At 52.6% G+C, this 26,247-nt stretch carries 21 protein-coding genes; 13 read left to right on the top strand and 8 right to left on the bottom strand.

What is annotated here, in order from left to right:
• Positions 1-87: 87 nt before the first annotated feature.
• On the bottom strand, positions 88-2,787 hold the full coding sequence (locus L1X57_RS07495; RefSeq protein ID WP_009722972.1) for an EAL domain-containing protein: 2,700 nt from the start codon (positions 2,785-2,787) through the stop codon (positions 88-90).
• A gap of 218 nt (positions 2,788-3,005) precedes the next feature.
• Between L1X57_RS07495 and L1X57_RS07490 the strand changes: the two genes are divergently transcribed.
• Entirely contained in the window at positions 3,006-4,538 is a 1,533-nt protein-coding gene (locus L1X57_RS07490; RefSeq protein WP_234668000.1) for a GGDEF domain-containing protein, read from the top strand.
• 14 nt (positions 4,539-4,552) lie between these two features.
• On the opposite strand, the gene L1X57_RS07485 is transcribed toward L1X57_RS07490, so the two are convergent.
• From L1X57_RS07485 to L1X57_RS07470, 4 genes are all read right to left on the bottom strand, one after another.
• Positions 4,553-5,857, bottom strand: coding sequence for a TRAP transporter large permease (locus tag L1X57_RS07485; protein ID WP_009722974.1), 1,305 nt, complete (start codon positions 5,855-5,857; stop codon positions 4,553-4,555).
• Between the two features lie 23 nt (positions 5,858-5,880).
• Positions 5,881-6,444, bottom strand: a complete 564-nt coding sequence (locus L1X57_RS07480) for a TRAP transporter small permease (RefSeq protein ID WP_009722975.1) — start codon at positions 6,442-6,444, stop codon at positions 5,881-5,883.
• Between the two features lie 79 nt (positions 6,445-6,523).
• A complete protein-coding gene (locus tag L1X57_RS07475; RefSeq protein ID WP_009722976.1) occupies positions 6,524-7,513 on the bottom strand; it encodes a TRAP transporter substrate-binding protein in 990 nt (329 codons plus the stop codon).
• A gap of 32 nt (positions 7,514-7,545) precedes the next feature.
• A complete protein-coding gene (locus L1X57_RS07470) occupies positions 7,546-8,535 on the bottom strand; it encodes a LysR family transcriptional regulator (protein WP_009722977.1) in 990 nt (329 codons plus the stop codon).
• Positions 8,536-9,184: 649 nt separating this feature from the next.
• On the opposite strand from L1X57_RS07470, the gene L1X57_RS07465 reads away from it, so the two are divergent.
• From L1X57_RS07465 to L1X57_RS07455, 3 genes are read left to right on the top strand one after another with little or no spacing between them, the layout of a single operon-like run.
• Complete coding sequence (locus L1X57_RS07465) at positions 9,185-9,937, top strand: 5-oxoprolinase subunit PxpA (RefSeq protein ID WP_009722978.1); 753 nt, start codon at positions 9,185-9,187, stop codon at positions 9,935-9,937.
• The gene (gene pxpB, locus L1X57_RS07460; RefSeq protein WP_009722979.1) at positions 9,934-10,638 is read left to right on the top strand and encodes a 5-oxoprolinase subunit PxpB; all 705 of its coding nucleotides are present in this window, start codon (positions 9,934-9,936) and stop codon (positions 10,636-10,638) included. Before L1X57_RS07465 ends, pxpB begins: the two co-directional genes overlap by 4 nt.
• Positions 10,635-11,567, top strand: coding sequence for a biotin-dependent carboxyltransferase family protein (locus L1X57_RS07455; RefSeq protein ID WP_009722980.1), 933 nt, complete (start codon positions 10,635-10,637; stop codon positions 11,565-11,567). Before pxpB ends, L1X57_RS07455 begins: the two co-directional genes overlap by 4 nt.
• Before the next feature lie 105 nt (positions 11,568-11,672).
• Here the strand turns inward: L1X57_RS07455 and katG are convergent, their stop codons facing one another.
• Positions 11,673-13,826 carry a catalase/peroxidase HPI gene (gene katG / locus L1X57_RS07450; RefSeq protein ID WP_009722981.1) on the bottom strand — a complete coding sequence of 718 codons (2,154 nt, stop codon included), beginning with the start codon at positions 13,824-13,826 and terminating at the stop codon, positions 11,673-11,675.
• Positions 13,827-14,267: 441 nt separating this feature from the next.
• Between katG and L1X57_RS07445 the strand changes: the two genes are divergently transcribed.
• The 5 genes from L1X57_RS07445 to L1X57_RS07425 all read left to right on the top strand — a co-directional run bounded on the left by L1X57_RS07445 (position 14,268) and on the right by L1X57_RS07425 (position 20,188).
• Complete coding sequence (locus L1X57_RS07445; RefSeq protein ID WP_009722982.1) at positions 14,268-14,738, top strand: GspH/FimT family pseudopilin; 471 nt, start codon at positions 14,268-14,270, stop codon at positions 14,736-14,738.
• Between the two features lie 19 nt (positions 14,739-14,757).
• Positions 14,758-15,165, top strand: coding sequence for a type IV pilus modification protein PilV (gene pilV / locus L1X57_RS07440; RefSeq protein WP_009722983.1), 408 nt, complete (start codon positions 14,758-14,760; stop codon positions 15,163-15,165).
• 1 nt (position 15,166) lies between these two features.
• On the top strand, positions 15,167-16,225 hold the full coding sequence (locus L1X57_RS07435) for a PilW family protein (protein WP_009722984.1): 1,059 nt from the start codon (positions 15,167-15,169) through the stop codon (positions 16,223-16,225).
• 1 nt (position 16,226) lies between these two features.
• On the top strand, positions 16,227-16,667 hold the full coding sequence (locus L1X57_RS07430; protein ID WP_009722985.1) for a pilus assembly PilX family protein: 441 nt from the start codon (positions 16,227-16,229) through the stop codon (positions 16,665-16,667).
• Positions 16,668-16,744: 77 nt separating this feature from the next.
• Positions 16,745-20,188: a pilus assembly protein gene (locus tag L1X57_RS07425; RefSeq protein WP_009722986.1), complete on the top strand. Its 3,444-nt coding sequence runs from the start codon at positions 16,745-16,747 to the stop codon at positions 20,186-20,188.
• Between the two features lie 74 nt (positions 20,189-20,262).
• On the opposite strand, the gene L1X57_RS07420 is transcribed toward L1X57_RS07425, so the two are convergent.
• The gene (locus L1X57_RS07420; RefSeq protein WP_234667998.1) at positions 20,263-21,705 is read right to left on the bottom strand and encodes an NAD(P)(+) transhydrogenase (Re/Si-specific) subunit beta; all 1,443 of its coding nucleotides are present in this window, start codon (positions 21,703-21,705) and stop codon (positions 20,263-20,265) included.
• Positions 21,706-21,721: 16 nt separating this feature from the next.
• Entirely contained in the window at positions 21,722-23,293 is a 1,572-nt protein-coding gene (locus L1X57_RS07415; protein ID WP_009722989.1) for a Re/Si-specific NAD(P)(+) transhydrogenase subunit alpha, read from the bottom strand.
• Positions 23,294-23,710: 417 nt separating this feature from the next.
• Between L1X57_RS07415 and pqqA the strand changes: the two genes are divergently transcribed.
• The 4 genes from pqqA to pqqD all read left to right on the top strand — a co-directional run bounded on the left by pqqA (position 23,711) and on the right by pqqD (position 26,240).
• Positions 23,711-23,782, top strand: coding sequence for a pyrroloquinoline quinone precursor peptide PqqA (gene pqqA, locus L1X57_RS18795; RefSeq protein WP_009722990.1), 72 nt, complete (start codon positions 23,711-23,713; stop codon positions 23,780-23,782).
• A 111-nt stretch (positions 23,783-23,893) separates the two neighbouring features.
• The gene (gene pqqB / locus L1X57_RS07410; protein WP_009722991.1) at positions 23,894-24,817 is read left to right on the top strand and encodes a pyrroloquinoline quinone biosynthesis protein PqqB; all 924 of its coding nucleotides are present in this window, start codon (positions 23,894-23,896) and stop codon (positions 24,815-24,817) included.
• A 300-nt stretch (positions 24,818-25,117) separates the two neighbouring features.
• Positions 25,118-25,906 carry a pyrroloquinoline-quinone synthase PqqC gene (pqqC, locus tag L1X57_RS07405; RefSeq protein ID WP_009722992.1) on the top strand — a complete coding sequence of 263 codons (789 nt, stop codon included), beginning with the start codon at positions 25,118-25,120 and terminating at the stop codon, positions 25,904-25,906.
• Between the two features lie 31 nt (positions 25,907-25,937).
• Positions 25,938-26,240, top strand: coding sequence for a pyrroloquinoline quinone biosynthesis peptide chaperone PqqD (gene pqqD, locus L1X57_RS07400; RefSeq protein WP_009722993.1), 303 nt, complete (start codon positions 25,938-25,940; stop codon positions 26,238-26,240).
• The last annotated feature ends 7 nt before the right edge of the window (positions 26,241-26,247 follow it).

Raw genomic sequence — 26,247 nt, 5'->3', positions numbered from 1 at the left:
CGCGTAGGGTATGCCAACGATGATGACAGGACGATGACGCTATTGCTGAGAATGGTTATTGCTCGCCTTACCTATCCATAAAATGGCTTAAGGGGTTAACCACATTGCCGCGAACTCATCAGCGGGTAACGGGCGGCCAAACCAGTATCCCTGAGCTTCGCTGCAGCCCATTTTTGCTAGTAAATCGGCCTGGGCCGAGCTTTCAACACCCTCTGCAAGAGTTTTCATATCTAGCGTGTCGGCCATGGCGATGATGGTTTGTACAATCGCCCGATCATGATGGTTATCGAGCATGTCACGCACAAACGAAATGTCTATCTTCAACGCATCCGCAGCGAAGCGCCGCAAATAAGAGAGCGATGAGTAACCTGTACCGAAATCATCAATAAACAGCGCGTAGCCAGCCTGACGCATAGACTGAGTAATCGTGACCGCTTGATCGGGATCACGCATAAAATCGCTTTCGGTGAGTTCTAACGCAATGGCGCATGGAGGTACGCAGGCAGTTAGCTTAGCCACATGTGCGGTTAGCTGAGGGTCGGCAAACTGTTGGGCCGAAATATTGATTGAGAGCCTTCCCGGCAACGGCGTATTGTTGGTTTGCCAAACGCTTAGCTGACTTGCCGCTTCTTCTAGCACCCAGTCTCCCAGCATGCGGATCAAGCCACGCTCTTCCGCCAGAGGAATGAACTCGCCGGGGCTTACCCAGCCCCACTCAGGGTCATACCAGCGGCACAGCGCTTCAGCCCCCTTCAATGTTTTGCTAGCAAGACTAAACTGGGGTTGGAAGTAAAGTTGTAAACGCCCTTCAATAATGGCTTGATGCAGGCGCTCGGTCATCCATTGCCGGCGTTCCATCGTCTGACGCATCGCCTGTGTATAGGGGCATACGCTATTATCACGTCGTTTTGCGTGATGGAGTGCAATACTCGCCGCGTTAAACAGCTCGCCGGCATCCGATACATCGCTTGGATAGCTGGCTACCCCAATACTGACGTCGAGGTTAAAAACACGATGCCCCAACTGGATGGGACGCTTGATTACCTCGCATAGCTGAAACACTACTTCTTGAAGACGAACATCCTCAATGTTGGGTAGCAGTATCGTAAATTCATCCCCGGAAAGTCGCGCGACAGCACTTTTGGACAGACTGGCTTGCCGCAAGCGCTCAGCCACGGTCACGAGCAACTGGTCTCCTACCTGATGGCCATGTAGGTCGTTAACCTCTTTAAAGCGTCGAATATCCAGCAGCAGTAACGAGAGCGAGTCATCCTGACTAGTCGCCTCTTTTCCCATGCTGGCCAACAGCTCAATGAAACGTGCGCGGTTAGGCAAGCCTGTGGTGTTGTCTGTATAGGCGAGACGCTGCATGTGTCGATGGTCACGGCGACGTTCGAGTTCCGCGGCGGCACCGGTAGAGAGAATTTTTAGCACGGAGGTCGCAAATGCATTGGTGGTCAGCGGTGCTTGATAAAACACCATCATCACGCCAATGGCATCTCCCTTGGCATTATCCAGGCGGCGGCCGATCCATGCCTGGGTACTGAGCGAGGTGCCTGGCAACGTAAACGAATGGCCACTTTGAACGACGCTCTCGCGCTCAAACACTACTCGCTCAGCAGGCGTTCCTTGCAACATAAACGTTTGGTTATCTATTAACTGTCCATTAGCAACTAAACTAACGGTATGGGCTGCTGTGGCGGGCAGCACCGAGTCTCTCTTGTCAGTTGATCCCAAACGCTGTGGAACAGGTTGATCCAGTAATGCGATAAACCCGGCATCTGCTTCTAATAACGTGGCTAACGTGGCGATCAATTGGTGAAAATAATCATCTCCTACGCGTGAGGTAACCGTCGTGGCTACTTGTACTACCGCGTCCTGCACGCGTTGCGATTCGTGCTGATCAGTCACATCCGAGATAAAGCCCTCGAGATAGGCCACATGACCATCATCATCGATGACAGCTTGACCTTGCTCCCACATCCAGCGGTAGCTGCCATCCCGATGACGTAATCGGTACACCACGCGATATGGCTGACGCTGTTGAATTGCCTGCTGTGCTGCTAAATAGAGACGATCCTGATCGGCTTCATGTATGAGGGAGGCGAAGCTTATGAGCCGATTGTCTTGTAACTCGTCCGGATGATAGCCCGTGAGCGCTTCAGCACCTTGGCTAACCAACTGCATCGTCCAGTGTTGGTCATTCAGGCAACGATAGGCCATTCCAGGAAGGTGATTGAGCAATGTATTTAAACGCCGCTCACTCTCCCGAGCCACTTCTTCACTTTGACGAAGCGCTTGCTCGGCTTGGCAACGGCCTAGCTCGGCGCCCGCTTGAGCGGCCACAATGCGCAAGATTTCGTTTTCAAGCCCATCGAGCTGCATCGGCTTATTACTTAACACCGCTAAGATGCCAATGGCGGAGCCATCTGATGAAAATAGAGGCAGCCCCATGTAGCTCTCCGCACCCAGTTGGCCGAGCAACTCGTCTTTAGGAAAGCGCGCCTGAACATCACAGGCATACAAGCAAGGCTCTCGACCTAAAACGGTTTCACAAGGCGTTCCAATGAGAGAATAAGCGATATTTTCCTGATGACAATTATTTGACCAAACGGCCAACGTTGTGGCCATATTAGGCTCGGTGACCACAGCGATCAACGCATGATCAATCCCAAGCAGTTGGGCAAGTTGCTCGACAAGCGTCGTATAAAAGTCAGGTCTTCCGCTGCGCCCCAAACCTTCCGCCAACTGGCGAAAAATCTCTAACGCTTCGTTTCTGGTGTGCATTGGCGCACTCACTTTTGTCATTCTAGAGCAGCTGCCCACATAGCGCTGTTGCAATAAGCTGTTGCAATAAAATGCAGCGGGATACAGCATAAACAGCTATTTTACTGATTTACAATGCCTACATATGACACTGCTAACACACGCAGACTCTATGATTGATCGCTTAGCACATAACTTAGTGGCTGCTCGCTACGCTGGACAGCACGTTGGGAGATAACATGACGGGCCTTTCAGCAGTAAACGAAACACTTTATGCCTCGCTCACTAATGAGCTGCCCGATTTTCTTAGTAACGCGTTATTACGGGCTGCTAACCTACCTTCGCTGCCTGCTGTTGCCATGCAAGTGCTTGAAGTAGCGCGTTCTCCCCGGGCTCCTCTAAGCGACTATGCTCGCGTCATTGAACGTGACCCTGGGTTAACGGCTCGCCTTATTGCGGCCGCCAATAGCGTGCACTACCTTCGCTCAGCTCATCCTGCACAAACCAGCTTGGAAGCAACACAGCGACTGGGGTTAGACGCAACGCTTGCCACCGTATTGAGCTTCACTCTGTTTCCTTGGCCACCCGCTGAGAATGCGGCTCTACAAACATGGCGCCGCGTCATTGTTGCAGCCGTGGTAGCAAGCAAGCTGGCTCACCAACTCTGTCCCGAAAAGGTAGGCAGCGTGTTCACGCTTGCCCTGCTACAAGATATTGGCATTCTGGCGATCCTCACCACCTACCCAGACGAAGCCGAAACACTATACGCGGAACATCAAATACCTCACGCACGGTTGGTCAACGCTGAACGCCGTCGCTTCGGCAGTGACCATACGCGGATCGGCGCTTGGTTAGCCGCAAAGTGGGGTTTACCGTCCCCAATCGTGCACGCTATTTACCAAAGCCATGATGGCTTTTTAACCGATGACATGGCAACACTCTGTCTACGTTTATCCGGTTCAATCGCCGATGCTTGGCTCAGCCCTGAGCCAAGTACCGCCTTAGCAATGTTGCTTAAACAGTTAGCGGTCACAGAAACGCTGACCACGAATGCAATCGAAGCACTTTTCCATCAGCTGCCCGAACAAATTGATTTATTAACTGATATTTTGGATCTCACAGTGCCAGTGCCTGTGGATAGTCATACGCTACTGGAAGACGCACAACAACTACTCTATCAACACGCATTAACACTCACCGCACGATTAGATGCTCAGCAGCAGCAGTTGAACACACTACAGCTGCATAATTCTGCATTAGAAGAACGTAGCCGCATTGACCCACTGACTCAATTGGCTAACCGCGCCTGGTTAGAAGAACAGCTCCAGGAACGTTTTGCGCTTTGCAATGAGCAAGGCCGCACGATGTCAGTCGTGTTTATCGATTTAGATCACTTCAAAGTACTTAACGACCAATATGGTCACCAGACAGGCGACTTGATTCTAGAACGTTTTGGCAAAACGCTAGCGTCACTAACTCGTTCAGGCGACTTGGCTGGGCGCTATGGCGGTGAAGAGTTTTTAATTATCTTGCCCGATGAGACAGCTCAGACCGCTAGACAGTTAGCCGAACGAATTGCTCTGCATTTAAACGAACAACCTATGTTGAAAATTGACCAAGAAGCACTGTATATAACCGCTTCTATGGGCATAGCGTGTTTAAGCGATGGTAATTTCAGCAATGAACGTGAGCTGATAGATGCCGCCGACCAGAGCATGTATTTCATCAAACGCTCTGGCCGCCGGGGCATCTCCGTACATGGCCAAGATTGACCGTTAATTTTCTGCTATCTGTTCATTGCCTGGGGCAGATACAAAGCGATCTCAGGGAAGAGATGCATGAAGGCAATCGCCAGCAACATCAGTAGGAAGAAGGGCAGCGTGGCTTTCGTGATGGTGACAATATCTTTACCAGTAAGTCCTTGAATCACAAATAGGTTAAAACCCACGGGCGGCGTAATTTGTGACATCTCGACCACAATCACCAGATAGATACCAAACCAGATCAGATCAAACCCAGCGGCGCTAACCACCGGCATAATAATGGCCGTTACTAACAAAATCAGCGAAATACCATCCAAAAAACAGCCCATGATCAGCAGCAGCACCGTTAAAGCCACCAGCAGCATCGTGGGAGATAGACCCATTTCACCAATCGTGCGAGCTAACTGCATAGGCACTTGAGTAAAGCCCATCGCAGAGGTCAGAAATGACGCGCCAGCAATAATAAAGGCAATCATGCAAGCGGTACGCACCGCCGCAAATAACGAGCTGGTAAAGATGTCTCGATTAAAGTGGCCATTAAAATGCGCAATGACCATCGATAGCACAACGCCTACCGCAGCGGCTTCTGTTGGTGATGCCAAGCCTCCATAAATCGATACGATAATACCGCCAATCAGCAGCAGAATTGGCACCAGCGACCAGGTATTGCGCAGCTTTTCAACAAAGCTCATACCCGACTCATCAGCACCGGTTAACCCGTTTCGATTACCCTTCAACAGGGCCCACAGCACCAGATAGGTCATAAACATGGCTAAAATCATTAGCCCTGGCCCAATCCCTGCCATAAATAGCCGGGTAATGGACTGCTCAGTCACCACGCCATAAACAATCAGCACGATGGAAGGCGGAATCAGCAAGCCCAGCGTTGATGCGCTAGCCAACGTACCAATCGCCATGTTGCTGTCATAGCCGCGGCGTTCGAGTTCCGGCAGGGTCATTTTACCCACCGTTGCACAGGTCGCCGCTGAAGAACCACATACCGCGGCAAACATTCCACTGCCAATGATATTGGTGTGAAGCAAACGTCCCGGCAGGCGATTTAACCAGGGCGACAAGCCACGAAACATATTGTCGGCAAGACCTGAACGAAACAGAATCTCACCCATCCAGATAAACATCGGCAACGCCGTTAAATCCCAGCCATAACTTGCTCCCCAAAAATCCGAGGCAAGAATAGGGCCGGGGTCAAAGGGACTAAAAAACTGAAGGGCAACCCAAGCAGTTCCAATTAGGGCAAAGGCAATCCAGACGCCACTGCCTAACAGCACCACAAGGGTAAAGATGGTAGCCAAACTGAGTAATAGCACGAGGGTGTCTCCCGGGTAGCGTCTTAATGCGCTTCGTTGTCGTCGATGGCGGTCACTTCACGGAAGCTCGCAGGGTCACGGATGGCAATACGTAGCGCTATCCACAAGGCTTCCATAAGCGCCAATGCCAAAAGCCCTACCCCAACGACCAGTACCGATTGAGGTATCCACAAGGGAATAGATAAAAAGCCTGACGAAACATCGTTGTACTGAAGGCTTTCCCTTGCCAATCCAATCAAGCCATAGGTCAGTAAAAAGCTGATCACTACCGCAATGAGTAGCCCAAACACCTCAAACCAGACGCGTATGGCAGCAGGTAGGCGGGAGATAAGCAGTGTTACCCGAATATGCGCATGGTGAACAAAGGTGTAGGCAAGCCCAAGAAACGTTGCTCCTACTAACAAATAAGACGCCATTTCAGAAACACCGGTGATGCTCACGCCGAGTCGGCTAAGGCCAACCAAAACAAGCAGCGCATCTACTAACCGAAACGTGACCTGCAGTGCGATAAGTGCACAAATAGCCACCATACACGCCGCTGCACCCCAGGCACCGAGGCGGTAGAGTTTGTCGAATTTAAACATCATGTTCGCAGTCTCATTGAGCGCGTGGGTGGGAAGGGCGACAAACGTAGCCGCCCTTTAAGCCAGCCTTAGTTAGTAAACTTTAGTTATCGCGCTGTTCGCGATAGCTTTCTAAGGCTTGTTTTGCTTCGTCGTCAGCACGGGATTCCCAATCAGCAAACAGCTCATCACCCGCCGCTTGCAGGGCAGCAGAGACCGCATCATTAGGCTGGGAAACTGAAATGCCATTTTCCCTCAGTGCTTCCAGGCTAGTTTCATTGTTCTCACGGCTCATTTGCCAGCCACGCTCTTCAGCCCGAGCAGCAGCTTCCATCAGCGCGTCTTGGGTGGCTTCATCTAAACGGTCAAAGCTACGCTGACTCATAAACACAATATTTTTAGGCAGCCACAAGTTGGCATCGGTGTAGTCGGTCACGTAGTCCCAGGCAGCCATGGAGTTACCGGTAGAGCTTGAGGTAATCATGGCATCCACACGACCGGTGCTAAACGCGGTAGGAATATCAGACTCTTCAGTTTCCGTCGGGCTTCCGCCTAAATTATCAACGAAGCGCTGAGTATTAATATTCGGCGCACGCACCCGCAGGCCATCAAACTGATCGGGGTCCGTTAGCGGCGCTGAGGTGTAAATGCCCTGGGCTGGCCAAGCCACTGCATACAAAGGAACCATGCCTTCATAGGCAAATAACTCAGCAATCATCGGTTTCGTGGCTTCCCATAAGGCATAGGCATCTTCATAACTACCGGCGACACCCGGCAACGTATCGACTTCGAAAATAGGGTCATCATTGGAAAGAATAGAGAGGAACACTTCACCAGCATCGATAGTGCCGCGACGCACCGACGGTTTAATTTCACCATGAGAGACCAGTGAACCACCGCTGTGCACCGTAATGGTTAAGTCACCGTTTGTTGCCTCAGCCACATCCTCAGCAAACTGTTTGTTGTTCTGGGTATGGAAGCTTGCATCACCATAAGGCGTTGCCATGGTCCATTCAGCCGCATGAGCGGTCGCTGTAGCGGCAAGGCTGCAAGCGGTCACTAGCAGTAATGGCGTTGTTATACGTTTATGCATGGGGACGTCCTCTTATTCATATTAATGGAAGTTCAGGTTAATCGAGGTATTGCTTCGGGGGTGGCAGGGGTTGCGCTAGGTTGAACCCAGCGGCCGGTGAAACAAGTGCTTGCCATGTCAGCGCGCCGCGCTCTGGCGTAGTCAGATGCACACTCTTGGGCGATACGGCCCACGCTGCGACAAAAACGAGGATGATTTGCACTGCGCCATATCACATCATAGTTCATAGGCGGCAAAGGAATGGGTAGCGCTAAACGGTATAGATCACCTCGACGCCACTCATCTAATACAGTAGCGACGGGTAGTGCACCAATTCCCAGCCCTTCCATCGTCATCCGTGCAATGGTCATCAATGTGCTTACGCTATGGATACGAGGCTGCTGAACGCCCACGTCTGAAAGGTAACGCACTAGCTCTTCATAAGGGCGAGCCTGCCTGCCAAAGGAAATAAACGGCAACGACTGGCACCAAGCATTGGGGTGTTCGCTTAGCAACGCGGCATGGCGAGGTGAGATAAACATACCCATCTCGTAAGGGCTTAACGTATCGCACTCAATTTGCTCTGGGGCCGAGTAACCATTCATTGCCAGCAAAATATCAAGCTCGTTGCGCATAAGCCGATCATTAAGAACCGGAGAGTAATCAACCGTTAGCTCAATAATGAGCTCTGGAAAGCGCTCAGTAAGCTGCTGAATAAATGCAGGAAACCAGCTATGGGCAATAGTTTCGATGGTGCCGAGCCGAAGAGGCGCAGAAAACGTCTCTGCGCTGTCGAACAGCTTTAGTGCCTCATCACGCTGGTGCAGTATGCGTTCAGCATGCAGAAAAAATTCACGTCCACGCATAGTTGGCTGAATCGGACGTGCTGAGCGCTCAAGCAATAGCTCACCTACGGTGCTTTCCAGGCGCGAGATACGCTCAGAAACGGAAGGCTGCGTAATATGCAGGCGTACCGCCGCTTTACGAAAAGAACCCAGCTTTACCGCCCACACAAAGGCGTCTAGCTCTTTGAAATCAAGCATACATTTGCCTAACCAACGGTTGCAGTAACATCGACAGGGACTCCTACACCGCACAGGTAACGTCGCGCGCAGTGCCGCTCCCTAACGCAATGTGTCACTGGGTGAAATGGTCGCATTGCTGTGTAATGCAATCTTGGGGCCAGCATAGTGATGTTATCCACGATAACAGGCTGAACGCTGACAAGCTGACCCATGGCCGACATTTGCATGCTTCACTCCTCAAAACCACTCACTGACCGCCGATTATTGTTGAAACTGCGCATATTCGTCAGGGCTGGCGTGAGCGTTTTTTTATAATCTTTTATCGAGTCGCTTTATTTATTTGATAATCGTATTCCCCCCTAGCGTCAACCATTTTCCCAATAAATAACAGCATGATAGGAAGCACCGATACTAAGTATCGCTAAAAACGATTGGAACTTAACAAGATAGGTTCATATATTGGTTTTAAGACATCACAGTGATAACCAAGCTAATTATTTACAACAAGCATTCATAACAAGCGCTGATAACCACATCGTCACAAGAAATTCTTTAACATTAGCACTCTATTATTAAAAATAAGCGTTCTTTGCCAACGCTGTTAACTAACAACTCGCTGTTAATGAACAAGTTATTCCAATAAATTAAAAACAGACTAGGAGACAACATGGCAATCCCACTGCTGAACTGCGATATGGGCGAAAGCTTCGGTAATTGGTCGATTGGCTTAGATACCGAGGTGATGCCTCACGTTGACTGTGCCAACATTGCCTGTGGTTACCACGCTTCTGATCCCCATGTTATGCGGCGCACGGTTGCCTTGGCCAGTCAGCATGGCGTTCGTATTGGCGCCCACCCCGGCTACCCCGATTTAATGGGATTTGGTCGTCGCTCCATGGCCTGCTCGCCCGCCGAAGTAGAAGATATGGTGCTCTATCAAGTCGGCGCGCTGGCTGGGATTTGCCAAGCAGAAGGCGCAAGACTCAGCTATATCAAGCCCCACGGGGCGATGTATAACGACATGGCGGCGAATCTCGAGTTATTGGAAGGTGCCATGCGCGCGGTACGTGCTTATGATGCCAGCCTTCCGCTAATGGTCATGGCAACTGCCGATCCAGAGCCTCACCGCCAGTTGGCGAAAAAAATGGGCATTACCCTGTGGTTTGAAACGTTCGCAGACCGCGCTTATGAAGCGACCGGACACCTCGCCTCTCGCCGTCTGGCGGGCGCGGTCCATCATGATCAGGCCACTATCGTTGCGCAAGCCGTGGCGCTCGCCAAAGGCGAGGCGCTGACCGCCCGGGATGGCAGCGCGTTGCTGCTGCCCTGCGACACCCTGTGCGTGCATGGCGACAATCCTGAGTCGGTTGCTGCCGTGCGCGCAATTCGTGATGCCTTTACGGCGCTGGAGTCGGCGTGAAACTGCGTTTAGAAACAGCGGCCATGGACGCTCTAACGGTACGGCTGTTTGATACTATCGATGAATCCAATATGGCGTGGATCATCGCTGCCGACCAGGCCCTACGCGATGCGTTGGGCGAGGCACTCATTGACCTGATTCCCTCCTACACCACGCTGCTGGTGCACTACGACTGCCATCAACTAACGTTTTCCCAAGTCACTACGCTGATTCGCAGTGCCTTGCACCATTTAGCGCCCGCCGAATCTCAGAACGGCCAACTGCATGAGATCCCCGTATGGTATGACGAAAGCGTTGGTCCTGAGCTTCCGCTGGTGGCAAAACGCGCGGGGCTCAGCGTTGACGCCCTGATTGAGCATCACTGCAACCATGATTACTGCGTATTCGCGTTGGGTTTCGCTCCCGGCTACGGTTTTATGGGTTTGGTAGATGAAGGCATTGCCACGCCACGTTTGAAAACACCACGCCGCAAAGTCGCAGCAGGCAGTGTGGGCATTGCCGACCGACAAACCGCTATCTACCCGCTTCTTTCCCCAGGTGGTTGGAATATTTTAGGTCGCACCGCCGTGCCGCTATTTGAATACGCTAAGCGGGGTGAGCCGCTGCTGCGCCCCGGCGATAAGGTACGCTTTAAAGCGATTGGCAAAGCAGAATTCGAAGCATCAGGAGGCGATACAACGCCGATGGAGGAGCGGCCATGAGTCAAGCAATGCTGACCGTTAAGCAAGCCGGGCCGCTGGCTCTGATTCAAGATACGGGTCGGTTCGGCGTAGGTCATTTGGGTGTCACCCAAGGGGGTGCCGCCGACTGGATTTCATTCCGCTGGGCAAACTGGCTCCTTGGTAACGCGCCAGACAGCGCGGCGCTAGAAATTGTCATGGGCGGTAACCTCACCCTGGTCGCTACTACCGAGGTGCGCCTGGCTCTCACCGGAGCCGACCTGGGTGCCACCATTGACGGCCAACCGCTCGCTACTAACACCAGCTTTCTACTGCGCCCCGGGCAAACACTCATTTTTAGCCAGCCCCGTCGCGGTCTACGGGCCTATCTGGCGTTTCCTGGCGGATTAGACGCACCAACGATTCTGGGCAGCCGTGCCTGCACTGCCCGCGAGCAAATTGGCGGGCTTCATGACGACGGCAGACCGCTACAAACCGGCGACCAGCTCACCTGGCAAGGTAACTCACCCAGTGAGCGCAGCTTGCCTGAAGGAACAGCCCCCGCCATGCCGGAAAAAAGCTGCCAACTCAGCATGGTGCTTGGCTCGCAGGCTTCACATTTCGCCGGACGCAGCCTGTACAACGCTTTTAACCAGCCTTGGACGGTGGATAATCGCGCTGATCGCATGGGTATTCGTCTCACTGGCCAGCCACTACATTGCAAGCTCGGTGGCATTATTTCTGAAGGGATTCCCCTTGGCGCAGTGCAAATCCCACCCGATGGCCAGCCTATTATTCTGATGAATGATCGCCAAACCATTGGCGGCTATCCACGCTTAGGTGCGCTTACCCCCATGGCCTGCGCCCTGCTTGCTCAATGCTTACCGGGAACCGAGGTGCGTTTGCGTCCCATCAGCGCCAGCCAAGCGCAAATTGCCTATCGGAAGCAATATGCGCTGTTTAAGTATTAAACTGCGATAGATGAGCAAATTTATTAAACGATCAACGCAAAAAAACCCGCATCTCTCGATGCGGGTTAGAACAGGGAAGGTGTTGCTTGGTACAGCAGGTGACATTTACGCGACGTCGAAGCGGTCTGCGTTCATCACTTTTGTCCAGGCAGCCACGAAGTCTTTAACAAACTTCTCGCCGTTATCGTCCTGGGCATATACCTCTGCGTAAGAGCGCAGTAGTGAGTTAGAACCAAACACCAGGTCAACGCGAGAAGCGGTCCACTTCACAGCATCTGTGGCACGATCACGAATTTCATAAGCGTTGTTACCCACCGGCTTCCAGCTATTGCCCATATCGGTCAAATTGACAAAGAAGTCGTTGGTCAACTGGCCTTCACGGTTGGTAAATACGCCGTGTTTAGTGCCGCCATAGTTGGTGCCCAGCACGCGCATACCGCCCAACAGAACGGTCATTTCCGGTGCGGTCAGCCCCATCAGTTGGGCACGATCCAGCAACATTTCTTCGGGTTTGACGATGTAGTCTTTTTTCTGCCAGTTACGGAAGCCATCGGCCAGTGGTTCTAAAGGCTCGAAAGAGTCTACGTCAGTCATCTCATCAGTGGCATCACCGCGGCCTTTGAGGAACGGTACGCGCACCTCGTAGCCCGCTGCTTTGGCCGCTTTTTCGATACCGACACTACCCGCCAAGACAATCACATCAGCAATGCTGGCACCCGTATCAGCAGAGATCTGCTCATACACCTTGAGTGCATCGGCAAGACGCTCTGGCTCATTGCCTTGCCAATTTTTCTGAGGAGCTAGGCGAATGCGAGCACCGTTGGCGCCACCGCGCATATCGGAACCACGGTAAGTGCGCGCGCTATCCCACGCAGTGCTGACCATATCGCTAATGCTCAAGCCGCTCCCAGCAATTTTCTGCTTAACCACTTCTTCGCAGTAATCGGTGCTGCCAGCCGGAATGGGATCTTGCCAGATCAGGTCTTCAGCCGGTGCTTCTGGGCCGATATAGCGTGCTTTCGGACCCATATCACGGTGCGTTAGCTTAAACCACGCTTTCGCGAAGGTCTGTTTGAAGTACTCCGGATCGGCCATGAATTTTTCGCAAATGGCGCGATAAGACGGATCCATCTTCATCGCCATATCCGCATCAGTCATGATGGGATTGTGGCGAACAGAGGGGTCAGTTGCATCAACCGGCTTATCTTCTTCTTTAATGTCGACAGGCTCCCACTGATGGGCACCAGCAGGGCTTTTTCTTAATTCCCACTCGTAGCCAAACAACAGGTCAAAGTAGCCCATATCAAATTTAGTGGGGTTGGTGGTCCAAGCGCCTTCGATGCCTGAAGTCACGGCATTGCTCGCTTTTCCATCCATGGTCGGATTGCCCCAACCAAAACCCTGGTTCTCAACATCAGAGGCTTCAGGTTCGGCGCTCAACGCATCGGCATCACCATTACCATGGCACTTACCCACGGTATGGCCGCCCGCTGTTAGGGCGGCGGTTTCTTCATCGTTCATCGCCATACGGGCAAACGTCAAACGCACGTGCTCTGCCGTCTTCAGCGGATCTGGCTGGCCGTTTACCCCTTCCGGGTTAACGTAAATAAGCCCCATTTGCACCGCTGCAAGCGGATTTTCCATGGTGTCCGGCTTGTTAACATCAGCGTAGCGCTCATCAGAAGGCGCTAACCACTCTTTCTCAGCCCCCCAGTAAATATCTTTTTCGGGGTGCCAAATATCTTCACGACCAAACGAGAAACCGTAGGCAGGCAGCCCCATAGATTCATAGGCTACGGTGCCGGCCAATATCATCAGGTCAGCCCAGCTAATTTTATTGCCGTACTTTTTCTTAATTGGCCACAGCAGACGACGCGCCTTGTCCAGGCTGACGTTGTCCGGCCAGGAGTTCAACGGTGCAAAACGCTGGCTACCCGTACCACCGCCGCCACGGCCATCGGCAATACGATATGTTCCCGCAGAGTGCCATGCCATGCGGATCATCAAACCACCGTAGTGGCCCCAGTCGGCTGGCCACCATGCTTGGCTGTCAGTCATCAAGGCATGAACATCTTGCTTGAGGGCGTCAAAATCGAGCTTTTTGACCTCTTCCCGATAGTCAAAATCTGGGTCCATCGGGTTAGTTTTACGATCATGCTGGTGCAGGATGTCGAGGTTCAACGCCTCTGGCCACCAATCTTTGTTGGAGGTGCCAGTAGATGTATTACCACCATGCATTACAGGACATTTACCACTCATATTTCTCTCCCCTTCTTGCTCTTTGCCTTGGACTTGCCAAGGAAACAGATGGCCAGCACTTTTACTCATTTTGCTGCACTGAATGCAGTCAAGCGTGCGTCATCGACATATCACTGTTTTAAAGCACCCAATCGATAGCTACAATTTGCTTTTTACGACCAACTTTATAGTTTTTAGCTATCTGCCAGCATAGGTGCTTAAGTAATGTCTCTCAGAATGGCCTCCAGCGGTCTGCAAGGACGATTGTTAAAACCCAGCTTGGCACACATATCCGCTAGCGACCTCTTTCTTAAATACCGCCCGTCAAAATAGCGCTTATTTGTGACGATTATTTTTAGTTGGACGCATGCCACATTATGATATTTTGTTAAATCAAAGTAGCTTATTTAGGTAATTCTAGCGGCAGATTCCAACAGAGAAATACTATATGTTGACGGCAAAATGTTGACGGCAAAGCACTCCGCCCAGGGCTTTACCTTGTTAGAGCTGCTTGTTGCGCTGGCACTGTTTGCCACCCTCGCCACTATCGCCATTCCTAATTTTGCACGCATTATTCAAGAAAATCGGGTTATTACCACGGCAAACGACTACAAACTCGCCTTAAGCTTCGCACGCAGCGAAGCGGTCAGGCGCAACCAATCTATTCGCCTACAGCCTGTTAGCAACGGCTGGAGTGCTGGCTGGGAGGTCGTCGATGACACAACGCCGCTGCGCACATGGCCCCAGTCCCAACACGATATCTCAGTGAACGGTGCGCCTGAGTCTTTCACCTTTAATAGCCAGGGTCGCCTTGTAACTGCAAGTTTCGCCTCCCAGGAAGTATCAATCACGCTGGACGATCGAGGCCGTTGTATCCGAGTGGAACCAAGCGGTATCTCCCGCGTATTAACGCGTCGCCAAGCCTGTGATTGATTCAACGTTGAGCCCTGCCATGCCTAAACAACAACGTGGAATTTCTCTGCTGGAGTCATTGATAGCGCTACTGGTGCTATCCATCGGTTTATTAGGGGTTGTTGGATTACAAACACAGTCGCTGGTACATAACCGTGCCGCCTATTTTGAAACTCAGGCAACCAATATGGCCCAAGATATGCTGGATCGAGTACGTGCCAATCCTGATCAAGCAGCCGTCTACGAACTGAGTATCGGCAGTACGGTGCTCGGTAGTGGGCTTCCCGCCAACGACCTGGCTGAGTGGGTGAATGACCTTGCTAGCGCTCTGCCCAGTGGTGAAGGGGGAGTTACGATCAATAATCGACGTATCAATGTCACGGTACGCTGGGCAGACGCTTCAGCCCCTGAAAATACGCGCCAAATTCAGCTTGTGTCGGAGCTGTAGCATGGACGACCAAATGCCTACAGCTCATCACTACCCTACGTCGCAATCAGGGTTTACCTTGGTCGAGTTGCTCGTCGCAATGGTTATCGGTTTGTTGGTAATGGCCGGTGCTACACAGCTATTTATCTCGTCTCAGCAAAGCTATCGATTTCAAACCGCGCTGGCAAATATGCAAGACGCTGGCCGGTTCGCGTTGGATACGTTAGCTCAAGAACTTCGCCAAGCGGACTTCAGCGGCGGCTGTGCGCCGTCACAAACGACCAACCATCTACGCAATATTGACGGTACTGAAAACGCCCATAACGCGATCCAGGCATGGAGTGATACAAGCAGCACCAACTTTGCATCGCAACTACTCAATCCTTTGGAAAGTCAGCACAGCGTCATGTTTCGTGGTGGGCTTATCTCTCGTACCGGTTTCGCTAGTAACTCGCTAACCATTAGTGATACGGCCACCTCCGCTTCCGCTCTCACTTTTACCCTCAACCGAAACGTAGACAGCCTGTATCGCAATCAGTTGGTACTTCTCCAGAGCCTACAAACCTGCGATGTGTTTTATAACGCCTCAAGTAAGGACAACATGCTTCAAATATCGGCAGGCACCGAATGGCTAGACAATATGGATGTTGATAGCGGCAGCGAAGGAGGAGCAGGCATCCTCCCCTACAGCGTGGGTCAACCCGTTTCTCTTAGTGCCCTTAACAGCGCGCTTTACTATGTTGGCCAAGATCCGGAAAACGATGTGCCCCCTTCTTTGATGCGTTTGAATCTCAGCCAGAGGACACCGCACAACGAAATAGTCGCCAGTAACGTCGTCGCCCTGCGTACCGCCTTCTTAATTGATGACGCCTATCTTCCCCCTGACCAACTCAGTAACGCTCAGTGGGAAGAAGTGCGTGCGCTGCGAATCAGCCTAATCGTACAAAGTGATCAAGCCAATTTACGTCGCACCGCGACAACGATTGCCACCGGGAATTTTCGCGACGATAACGCCTTCAACGCCGATGATGGCCGCCTTTACCAAGCTTTCACCACCACTATCTCGTTGAGGAACCGCTAGCATGAAAGGTGCAGGCGGTTCCCAGCAGCGTGGCATGGCGCTTGTTTTAAGCCTTATTTTTCTCGCTATCATCACGATTCTCAGCCTCTCCTCTATGCAGGGGGCGATTACTCAAGACCGCATGGCGGCCAACCAGCGAGACTACACTGTCGCTTTTCAAGCGGCGGAAGCCGCCCTGCGTAACGCTGAAAATCAGCTTCAGAACGATATAGTTTTTAGTAATGGCTGGCGTACTCATCAAATGAATATTGATGAATTGTCTCGCAACCCGCGCTATCGCGTGCAGCCAATGACACCGCTGGGCTCACGCCCCAACAACGCAGGCGTAGAACTGGTTGAAATGCTCTATCGCATTGAAGCGCAGGGCTTTGGGCTAGGAGAAGATACCAGCGTTACGCTGGAAGCTCTCTATGTTCGCCAGCAGCAAGTGGAAGCGCCATGAAAACAAGATCCATCAAAGCTAGTTCTATAAAAACCAGGTCTATAAAAACCAGGTCTATAAAAATTGAGCTCTTCCGCTTGTCGACCGCCGCGTTGGCACTCGTGCTATCGCTTGGCTATACCACCCCAGCGTCATTAGGTGCTGGTGTTTTCCCGCCTGACCCGCCACCTGAAGAGCCGTCTCCAGACCCTCCTGGAGAGCTGGACCCAGATCCGGAACCAGAGCCAGAACCTGAGCCAGAGCCTGAACCAGAGCCAGAGCCACCGATTGGTGGAGGCGATGACGGCCCCATTGATGAAGACTATGAGATACCTGAAGAACAAACTGGTATTTCATCAGCGCCGTTAAACGTGGTTAGCCGTGTTCCACCTAACGTACTGCTGATCTTGGATAACTCAGAAAGTGGTCAGGAAGGCTTGGATGGCCGCGTGGCTGTGGGTCGTGAACCAGGTGATAGAGAAACATCCCTCTGTCAGGGCAGCAGTTTAAATCCAACTAACTGTCCTGCGGGAGCACGCTCGCCTCTCAGTAAATCGAGCATTATGAAGCGCGTCGGCGATGATCTAATTGAACGCTACCGAGGCGATATTAATATGGGCCTGATGGCCTACCAGCAGAACCCTGCCTCTCGAACACGGGACAACGCCTTTAGTGGTAGCACCGTCGTATGGCGGCTGACTGAGCGTGCGCTTGAGCCGCGATACTCTACCAATGCTAACCCAAGTTGGTATAACCCTGACTTTGAAGGCGCATGGAATGCGACCACGAAACGCTATCGGGCACGCTTACCAGGGCTAAATATTTACGCCTTTTTTAACGTTGGCGTACCCGGCTATATGTTTGAAGAGAATTTCAGTACTGGTCTACCCACTAACGATATCACCGAGTACTGGCGGCGTATTTCCAACCCAACGGCAACGTCTGATCAGTTATCAGAGCGTTACCGTAGCCTTACTAGTGGCTCTTCAGGCTCACCCTTTATTGGCGACGGCATTTCTTATAGCTCACCCGTTAGGTCTAACTTCACCTTACCGTTAGTCGACAGCTTACGCCAACGGGGGATTCCTAACTGGGGATCGCATACCGCATCAATACAGCTGAACCAGTGGGAATGGCGAACCACCTCTTCGCCAGGCTTAGGCTATTTACACGTACCTATTGGTGGATTAAACGCCGATGGAACGGTTAACGACGCGCACTGGGTGGCGATCGAAACAAAACTGGGCTCTCAGCGACATGAGTGGAATGGCTCAGGCAACCCCATGACAGACCCGAACTGGCCGCTAATCGCGACGGGCTTAACGCCTATCGAAGGCACCATGTATACCGCTCGAGATTACTTTTTAAATAATACGGGGAGAAATAGCGCATTTCGTAGCGATCAGGGACAGCGCTCAAACATCGCCATTCCTAATATCAATAACCCCGATGCCCAGCAGTGTTTGGTCAACGCCAATATTTGGCTAACCGATGGTCTGCCTTCGGTTGATCGTAACGGTAATTCGCTAGGCAATAACGTGAGCGGCGCGCTGGCCAGCGCCGAGGCGGCTATTAAACGACTTTACGACGACACCAATGCGCAGCTTTCCAACCCCGTTAAAACCTACGTTGTCGGCTTTAACCTGCCGCCAGATATTGCCAACCTGCCCAATGTGTCCGACGACCCTCTTGGCGATCTAGCCCGTGCAGGTGGTACCGAACGTGCCTATTTTGCTAACAACGAAGCCTCACTTAACCAGGTGATGCAGCAGGTATTGGGTAATATTATCGCGGCCTCCCAGTCCAACACCTCTGCGGCGGTCAACAGCGATGAATTTGGGCTTGAAGACGGCAATTTACTGTTTACCGCTGGTTTTAGAAGCGACGATTGGTCAGGCCGCCTAACGGCATCGGTGATTCAGCCAGATGGCAGCCGCAGCGAACGATGGAATGCACAAACCACACTTTCTCAACAGGCTGGCAATCGCCGCCTGTTGACGTCTAAACGCTTAGACGATGGTCAACGCGTCGGCGCCCTGTTAAGGCCTGAAAATAGTGGCTTCACCAGCGCCGAAATCAGTTGGTTACAGGGTGTCAATGTTCAGGGACTTCGTCCTCGCACCAACGCGCTATTGGGCGATGTTATCAACGCCAGCCCCGTGGTTTTGCAGGGTAACGAAACACGTGCATCGCTACTGCTGGTGGCTGCCAACGACGGAATGCTGCATGGTTTTAACGCTTCCAACGGCCGTGAGCTATTTGCTTACCTGCCTGCCGAGCTTACCCAAGGTGATACGCCCGCCCTACGTACACTAACCCGCGAGGACTATAACCACCGCTACTTTGTAGATGGCACGCCTGCCGTGCGTGAGGTCAATATCCAGGGCGGCCCGGATGCCGTGGCCGTAGGCACTATGGGAGCTGGGGGCCGCACGGTATTTGCCTTAGATGTTAGTGAGCCCAGCAACATGAGCACAACCGACGTACTGTGGGAGTTTCGTCACCCAGAACTGGGTGCCGGGGTTAGCGAGCCCACTATTACGCAGCTGACTGATGGCACCTGGGTCGCCATTTTTGGCAACGGCTACAACAGCACCGGTTATCAGGCGTCGCTATTTGTGGTGCGTCTCACCGACGGTAAACTCATTGCTCATTTAAAAACCAATACGGGCAGTGGAGAGACACCTAATGGTTTGGCCACACCAACAGTAACCGCTTGGCCGAGTTTTTCAGGTGCCCGCTTCGCCTACGCAGGTGATTTAGCAGGTAATTTGTGGCGTTTCCCGCTTACCAACACCGGTAGCGTGAACGCGCTATACACCGGCCGATCTGACCAGCCAATTACCTCGGCTCCTGCCGTGACACTAAGCAACAACTCGCCTGATACGCTGATGGTGCTATTCGGCACCGGCAGCTACTTCCGCAGTAGCGATATTGGCGACAGCTCAACGCAGCAGCTCATTGGTTTACAGGACCGTGTTGACCGTAGCCTCTCATTTACATCGGCCAACTTAGCCACACAGCGCATCACCGGAAACGCGACGCGTGATGGCTTCAATTTACGCGCTAGCACAAACGCGGCCCCCACCAGCAGCCAGCGGGGCTGGCGTTTGGAGCTGCCCTCTGGCGAGCGGGTGATTGCCGGGCCTTCTATCTCAAGCACCCTGCCCCGACGGGTGCGGTTTTCAACACTGTTACCCGATGAATCCGACCCCTGCGGCGGTGGGCGTAGTGGTTTCTTTATGTCACTTCTGGCCGACACGGGTGGCAGCGGTGGCAAGACCACCTTTGACTTTAACGGGGATGGTAAAGAAGACAGCGATGAAACCATTAATGGCGACGCCATTACCGGCTTACAAGCAGGTACTGGCGAACGCTTGGTTGGCGTTAACGATGGCAATATCGAGCAGCTATTTGTGGGTAATCCAGATGACCCAAATGCCTCGCCTAACGGCGATGGTTCAATCACCATTGGCTTTAGCAATGACCATTTAGGTCGCCGTTCCTGGCGGCAACTGAGTGGCGAAGAAAACACCAATTAAGCTAGTTGTAAAAAAAGGGGCGGAGCGCTTTGCGCTCCGCCCCTTATGACAACAAGGCTATCGCTGTCTAAACGTTAATCGATTAACGGCAGCAGCGCATTTAAGCTATCTCTTGCATCGCCGTAGAACATCCGCGTGTTATCTTTGAAGAACAGCGGGTTCTCAATGCCAGAGTAGCCAGTGCCTTGGCCGCGTTTGCTGACAAATACCTGCTTGGCTTCCCACACCTTCAACACCGGCATACCGGCGATAGGGCTATTGGGATCTTCCTCGGCCGCTGGGTTTACGATGTCATTGGAACCGATCACGATCACCACGTCAGTGCTTGGGAAGTCGTCGTTGATCTCATCCATTTCCAGCACGATATCGTAGGGCACTTTAGCTTCAGCGAGCAGCACGTTCATGTGCCCAGGCAGACGCCCGGCCACCGGGTGAATACCAAAGCGCACGGTTTTACCGGCTGCGCGCAGCTTACGCACTAAGTCACTTACCGCACTCTGTGCTTGCGCTACCGCCATGCCGTAACCCGGCACGATAATCACGCTATCTGCATCGTTTAAAGCGCTCGCTACACCGCCTGCATCAATGGCGACCTGTTCGCCCTCAATTTCAGCTGCTGGCCCTTGAGCACCACCGAAACCGCCCAAAATCACGTTAACGAAGTTGCGGTTCATCGCCTTACACATAATGTAAGACAGGATCGCCCCTGAAGAACCTACCAGGGCGCCGGTGACAATCAACAGATCGTTGGAAAGCGTGAAACCAATCGCCGCTGCGGCCCAGCCGGAATAGCTGTTCAGCATCGACACCACCACCGGCATATCTGCACCGCCAATGCCCATAATCAGGTGATAGCCAATGAAGAACGACAGCGCCGCCAGCACGATTAATGTCCAGAAGCCTGCGCCGTTGAGGTACATAATCGCAAGCAGCAGAGAAATCGCCGCAGCACCGGCGTTGAGCATATGCCCACCCGGCAGTTGGCGAGGCTTGCCATCCACCTTACCCGCCAGCTTACCGAACGCAATCACAGAGCCGGTAAAGGTCACCGCACCGATGAAAATGGCGAACACCACTTCAATCTGCAAAAAGGTCAGTTCATCAGGGGCCTTCGTGGCCACCAACGCGGCAAAGGCAGAAAACTCTTGCATAGCGCCATCGGCGGCTTGTGCTGCCAGTACCCGGCGACGCTCTAAATCTGCGCTCCAGGCAACAAAAACCGCTGCCAAACCCACAAAACTATGTAGTGCCGCTACCAACTGAGGCATTTCGGTCATTTCGACCTTGCCTGCCACGTAAACACCAATCCCAGCACCGATCAGCATTGCCGGAATCAGCCACCAGTAGCCACCAATACCTGGTCCGAAGGAGGTAAAGAACACCGCTACGGCCATACCCACAATGCCGTACCACACGGCACGCTTGGCTTTTTCCTGATTACTCAGGCCACCTAGCGATAAAATAAATAACACACTTGCCGCAATTGCCGCGGCAGATACGAATCCTTGTCCTAACATCTCGTTTCTCCGCCGCTTAGGATTTTTGGAACATGGCGAGCATCCGGCGTGTCACCAGGAAGCCACCCACGATATTAATCGACGCAATAAGTACCGAAATGGCCGCCAGCACGATAACGACGCCACTGCCTGAGCCGATTTGCAAAATTGCCCCTAAAATAATGATGCCTGAGATGGCATTAGTGACCGCCATTAGCGGCGTATGCAGCGAATGACTCACCTTCCAGATCACCTGGAAGCCAATGAAACAGGCTAATACAAACACGATGAAGTGCTGCATAAATGAGGCAGGGGCTATTTGACCCAACAACAGCATTAACGCGCCACCCACCGCCAACAAGCCGGCTTGCCGCTTGGTTTGTGCTTTAAAGGTGGCCAGCTCAGCTGCTTTCTTCTCTTCAGGCGTTGGTTCTTTCTCTTTTTTCTTTGGCTTCGCCGCGGCAATGGCTTTTACTTTGGGCGGCGGCGGCGGGAAGGTGACTTCGCCCTGGTGCGTGACCGTGGCACCGCGAATGACATCGTCTTCCATGTTGTGATGGATGACGCCGTCTTTCTCCGGCGTGAGATCGGTCAGCATATGGCGAATGTTGGTGGCGTAAAGCAGCGACGCCTGGGTGGCCATGCGTGAGGGGAAGTCGGTATAGCCAACCACCACTACACCGTTATCAGATACCACACGCTCATCTGGCTTGGTTAAATCACAGTTGCCGCCTTTTTCAGCGGCTAAGTCGATAATCACCGAGCCAGGTTTCATAGCCGCGACCATATCTTCCAGCCACAGCTTTGGCGCGGGCCGACCTGGAATCAGCGCCGTGGTGATAACGATGTCGACATCCGGTGCTTGTTCGCGGAAACATTCCAGCTGTTTCTCGCGAAACTCTGGGCTGGAGGGTGAGGCATAGCCACCGCTTTCCGAACCGTCCTGACTATCTTCAAAATCGAGGAACAGGAATTCAGCGCCCATGGATTCAATCTGCTCGGACACCTCTGGGCGTACATCAAATGCACGCACCACAGCGCCAAGGCTAGTCGCGGTACCAATAGCCGCCAAGCCCGCCACACCCGCGCCGATCACCAATACTTTGGCAGGAGGAACTTTACCCGCGGCCGTTACCTGCCCAGTAAAGAAGCGACCAAAGTTATTGCCCGCCTCAATCACCGCACGATAGCCCGCAATGTTGGCCATTGAGGAGAGCGCATCCATTTTCTGCGCTCTAGAAATACGCGGAACCATGTCCATCGCAATAACAGAGGCGCCCTGAGCTTTACAGGTGTCCAACAGTGCTTCGTTTTGTGCTGGCCAGAAGAACGCAATCAGCGTCTGGCCTTCCCGCAAATAGTGAGCCTCTGTTTCCGAAGGTTCACGGACTTTAATCACCACGTCCGCATCACGCCACAGCGCTTCCGCGCTTTCCACAACGCTGACACCCGCGTCGCGATACGTGTCGTCATTAAAGCCCGCGGCAGCCCCTGCGCCTGCTTCCACCAGGCATTCATGGCCCAGCTTTTGAAGCTGCTTTGCGCTCTCAGGAGTAAGCGCTACACGCGCTTCTCCTTGAGCTGTCTCTTTCGGTGCGCCTATTTTCACACGCTTTCTCCCTTGGTTAGCCCATTTCCAGCGCCATTACCAAAACACTCGCGTTTTCACCCTTGGTTATTGGGCGCTGGGCATTATTACTGACACGCGTCGCCGCGCCAGATAGCAGTTTAGGATCTAACGCGGCGACTGCCAGTTACTATTCAACCTTCGATTCAATTGGGTTGTTTAACTACAACACTACCCTTTTTAACAACGATTCCCCACCAAAAGTTAGAGAAAACTACTTCCAAAGTACCGCAGTCAATTCACCCTACCAGTGCTTAACTGAAGTAGTGGGTAGGGCAATAATGATTAACTGCCAACAACGCCCACACCTGCATGTGGTGTAGCACAAGCAACAATACTTGCTACAGCATTTGTAACAACACTCACAACAACATGCTTAACAACGCAGGAGAGCCTCTTATGTGGACTAAACCGACGTATCAAGACATGCGCCTTGGCTTTGAAGTAACGCTGTATATCTCTACCCGCTAATCTCTAGCTACTGAGCCGCGGCCCCTGCCTGCCTTATTGGGTTTATATCAGGTAGGGGCTTTCACCCAGGATTCATAGCACATCCACAGCACCAACGTAGAAGGCCAGTCTATGCAGATTTTAGTTCTTGGGGCTGCCGCAGGCGGCGGTTTTCCCCAATGGAATTGCAACTGCCCAAACTGCTACCACGCTCGCCTGGGCAGTGCCGATTATCAACCTCGCACCCAATCATCGATTGCGTTGAGCGTGGATGGCAAGCAGTGGTTGCTATGCAATGCGTCCCCTGACATTCGCACCCAGCTCAATGCCAACCCAGAATTATGGCCAAGCGAGCTACGCGGCAGCGGTATTCGAGGCGTGCTGCTGGTGGATGCCCAGATCGATCATGTCACCGGGCTACTTTCCCTAAGAGAGGGCTGCCCGCTGGATATATGGTGCACGCCCAATGTGCATCGCGATTTATCTAGCGGTTTTCCGTTGTTCCCGATGCTGGAGCACTGGGGCGGGCTACGCTGGCAGCCGATTGGTTTGGAGGATCATCAGGAGGTTGTCGAGTTTTCGATTCCCTTCCTACCAGATATCGCGCTCACCGCCTTTGCGCTACACAGTAATGCCCCGCCCTACTCGCCACGGCGCGGCGCGCCCTCCTGCGGTGATAATTTAGGCCTGTACATTGTTGACCGCCGCAGCGGACAGTCGCTGTGCTACGCCCCAGGGCTTGGCAACCCCACACCGCTGGCCATGCGTTTCTTAAACGCCGCTGATGTGGTGATGGTGGATGGCACCCTGTGGGAGGACGACGAAATGCAGGCACTGGGCGTTGGCACCTCTACAGGCCAACAGATGGGTCACCTCGCGCTCAATGGCAGCGGTGGTATGTATGAGCTACTGAACGACCTACCCAGCAGCACACGGCGCATTTTGATTCATATCAACAACACCAACCCAATTTTAGACTGCGCTAGCTGCCCCGCAAAAACATTGCAGGCCGCAGGCATCGAAACGGCTTACGACGGAATGAAACTTACCTTATAGGCCTACGCTCACAGAGCTTAGATTAATTGAATCTTAGTTTATTAGAATTTAGACCAAAGAAGATTAGATTAAAAAAGCACTAGGTTAGTAGGTTTTAAAACATAGTAGCCCAGTAAAAACTGGGGAAATAGAGCCTAATAAAATACAACTCAGGTAAATATAAATTTTAAGAACAGAATGTGAATAAAAAGAACTTTAATCAACAACCCTCTTGGTTAATTAAATCTATGAAAATATAAGTTAGCTAGCTCATCAACAGTTATATTAGATATTCCAACAATAACAATCAGGAGGTCGATCATGGCGCTGACAGCGATGATGCCCTGCGCTTCTGCCACCCCACTCAGCCGGGAGGCGTTCCGTGAAGCGCTGATGAATAAAGGACAGTACTACCATCTTAACCACCCCTTTCAACAGGCGATGGCTAGCGGAGAGCTTACCCAGGAACAACTGCAAGGCTGGGTGGCTAACCGTTTTTACTACCAGTTGATGATTCCCCAAAAAGATGCCGCGCTGCTGGCCAACTGCCCAGATGCCGCTACCCGCAGGCGATGGGTGCAACGCCTGCTTGACCACGACGGCCACGACGGAGATGAAGGCGGGATTGAAGCCTGGTTAGCCCTAGGTGAAGCCGTAGGGCTACACCGTCATACACTGCTTTCCCAGGAGCGTGTGCTACCCGGCGTGCGCTTTGCGGTAGATGCTTACCGCCACTTTGTCGCCCGTGCCCCCTGGCAGGAGGCAGCGATCTCATCGCTTACCGAGCTGTTTGCTCCTCTTGCCCACCAAAACCGCCTGGACACTTGGCCCCAGCACTACCCGTGGATTAACGAGCAAGGCTATCGCTACTTTCGTAAGCGGCTCAGTGAAGCCCGCCGAGACGTCGAGCATGGCCTGGAAATCGCCTTAGGCGTGTGTACGACGGTGGCGCTGCAGCAGCGCGCGCTGGACATTTTGCAATTTAAGCTCGATGTGCTGTGGAGCATGTTGGATGCCATGACCATGGCTTATCAGTTAGACCGCCCGCCTTACCACACCGTCACCCGCGAAGCGGTGTATCACCGTGGGCTTGAGCACTCACATTACTAGGCAATGATCGACTAGCGTTGGGGAAATCACCATGTCACAGCAACTCGTCATATCACATCACGATATTTACCAGCTGCGACGCGGTTGGCGCTTACAGTGGGAAGCCATTCAAGGCTGCCACGTTATTCTTTATCCCGAAGGCATGGTCAAGCTCAGCGCGACCGCCGGAGCAATTCTTGAACAGGTCGATGGCCACCGATCTATCGCTGACATTATCGCTACTCTACAGCAGCGCTACCCAGGCGCGGAGACCCTAGCAGACGACGTCGTGCAGTTTATCGATGAAGCCCGCAGCAACGGCTGGCTAGCCGTGAAGGAGGTTCATTGTGGTTAATAACAAC

This window comes from Halomonas sp. TD01 (genome assembly GCF_923868895.1).
Lineage (GTDB): Bacteria > Pseudomonadota > Gammaproteobacteria > Pseudomonadales > Halomonadaceae > Vreelandella.
The sequence above is the reverse complement of the archived record's forward strand: the minus strand, read 5'-3'. Positions and strand labels throughout refer to the sequence as shown.

Bases quoted from the DNA above. Each gene is read 5' to 3' on its own strand.
- L1X57_RS07490 (WP_234668000.1), top strand. From the start codon at position 3,006: ATGACGGGCCTTTCAGCAGTAAACGAAACACTTTATGCCTCGCTCACT.
- L1X57_RS07435 (WP_009722984.1), top strand. From the start codon at position 15,167: ATGGACGACCAAATGCCTACAGCTCATCACTACCCTACGTCGCAATCA.
- pqqB (WP_009722991.1), top strand. From the start codon at position 23,894: ATGCAGATTTTAGTTCTTGGGGCTGCCGCAGGCGGCGGTTTTCCCCAA.
- pqqD (WP_009722993.1), top strand. From the start codon at position 25,938: ATGTCACAGCAACTCGTCATATCACATCACGATATTTACCAGCTGCGA.
- pqqC (WP_009722992.1), top strand. From the start codon at position 25,118: ATGGCGCTGACAGCGATGATGCCCTGCGCTTCTGCCACCCCACTCAGC.
- L1X57_RS07495 (WP_009722972.1), bottom strand. From the start codon at position 2,787: ATGCACACCAGAAACGAAGCGTTAGAGATTTTTCGCCAGTTGGCGGAA.
- L1X57_RS07470 (WP_009722977.1), bottom strand. From the start codon at position 8,535: ATGCTTGATTTCAAAGAGCTAGACGCCTTTGTGTGGGCGGTAAAGCTG.
- L1X57_RS07420 (WP_234667998.1), bottom strand. From the start codon at position 21,705: ATGTTAGGACAAGGATTCGTATCTGCCGCGGCAATTGCGGCAAGTGTG.
- L1X57_RS07465 (WP_009722978.1), top strand. From the start codon at position 9,185: ATGGCAATCCCACTGCTGAACTGCGATATGGGCGAAAGCTTCGGTAAT.
- pilV (WP_009722983.1), top strand. From the start codon at position 14,758: ATGCCTAAACAACAACGTGGAATTTCTCTGCTGGAGTCATTGATAGCG.
- katG (WP_009722981.1), bottom strand. From the start codon at position 13,826: ATGAGTGGTAAATGTCCTGTAATGCATGGTGGTAATACATCTACTGGC.
- L1X57_RS07455 (WP_009722980.1), top strand. From the start codon at position 10,635: ATGAGTCAAGCAATGCTGACCGTTAAGCAAGCCGGGCCGCTGGCTCTG.
- L1X57_RS07445 (WP_009722982.1), top strand. From the start codon at position 14,268: ATGTTGACGGCAAAGCACTCCGCCCAGGGCTTTACCTTGTTAGAGCTG.
- L1X57_RS07475 (WP_009722976.1), bottom strand. From the start codon at position 7,513: ATGCATAAACGTATAACAACGCCATTACTGCTAGTGACCGCTTGCAGC.
- L1X57_RS07430 (WP_009722985.1), top strand. From the start codon at position 16,227: ATGAAAGGTGCAGGCGGTTCCCAGCAGCGTGGCATGGCGCTTGTTTTA.
- L1X57_RS07480 (WP_009722975.1), bottom strand. From the start codon at position 6,444: ATGATGTTTAAATTCGACAAACTCTACCGCCTCGGTGCCTGGGGTGCA.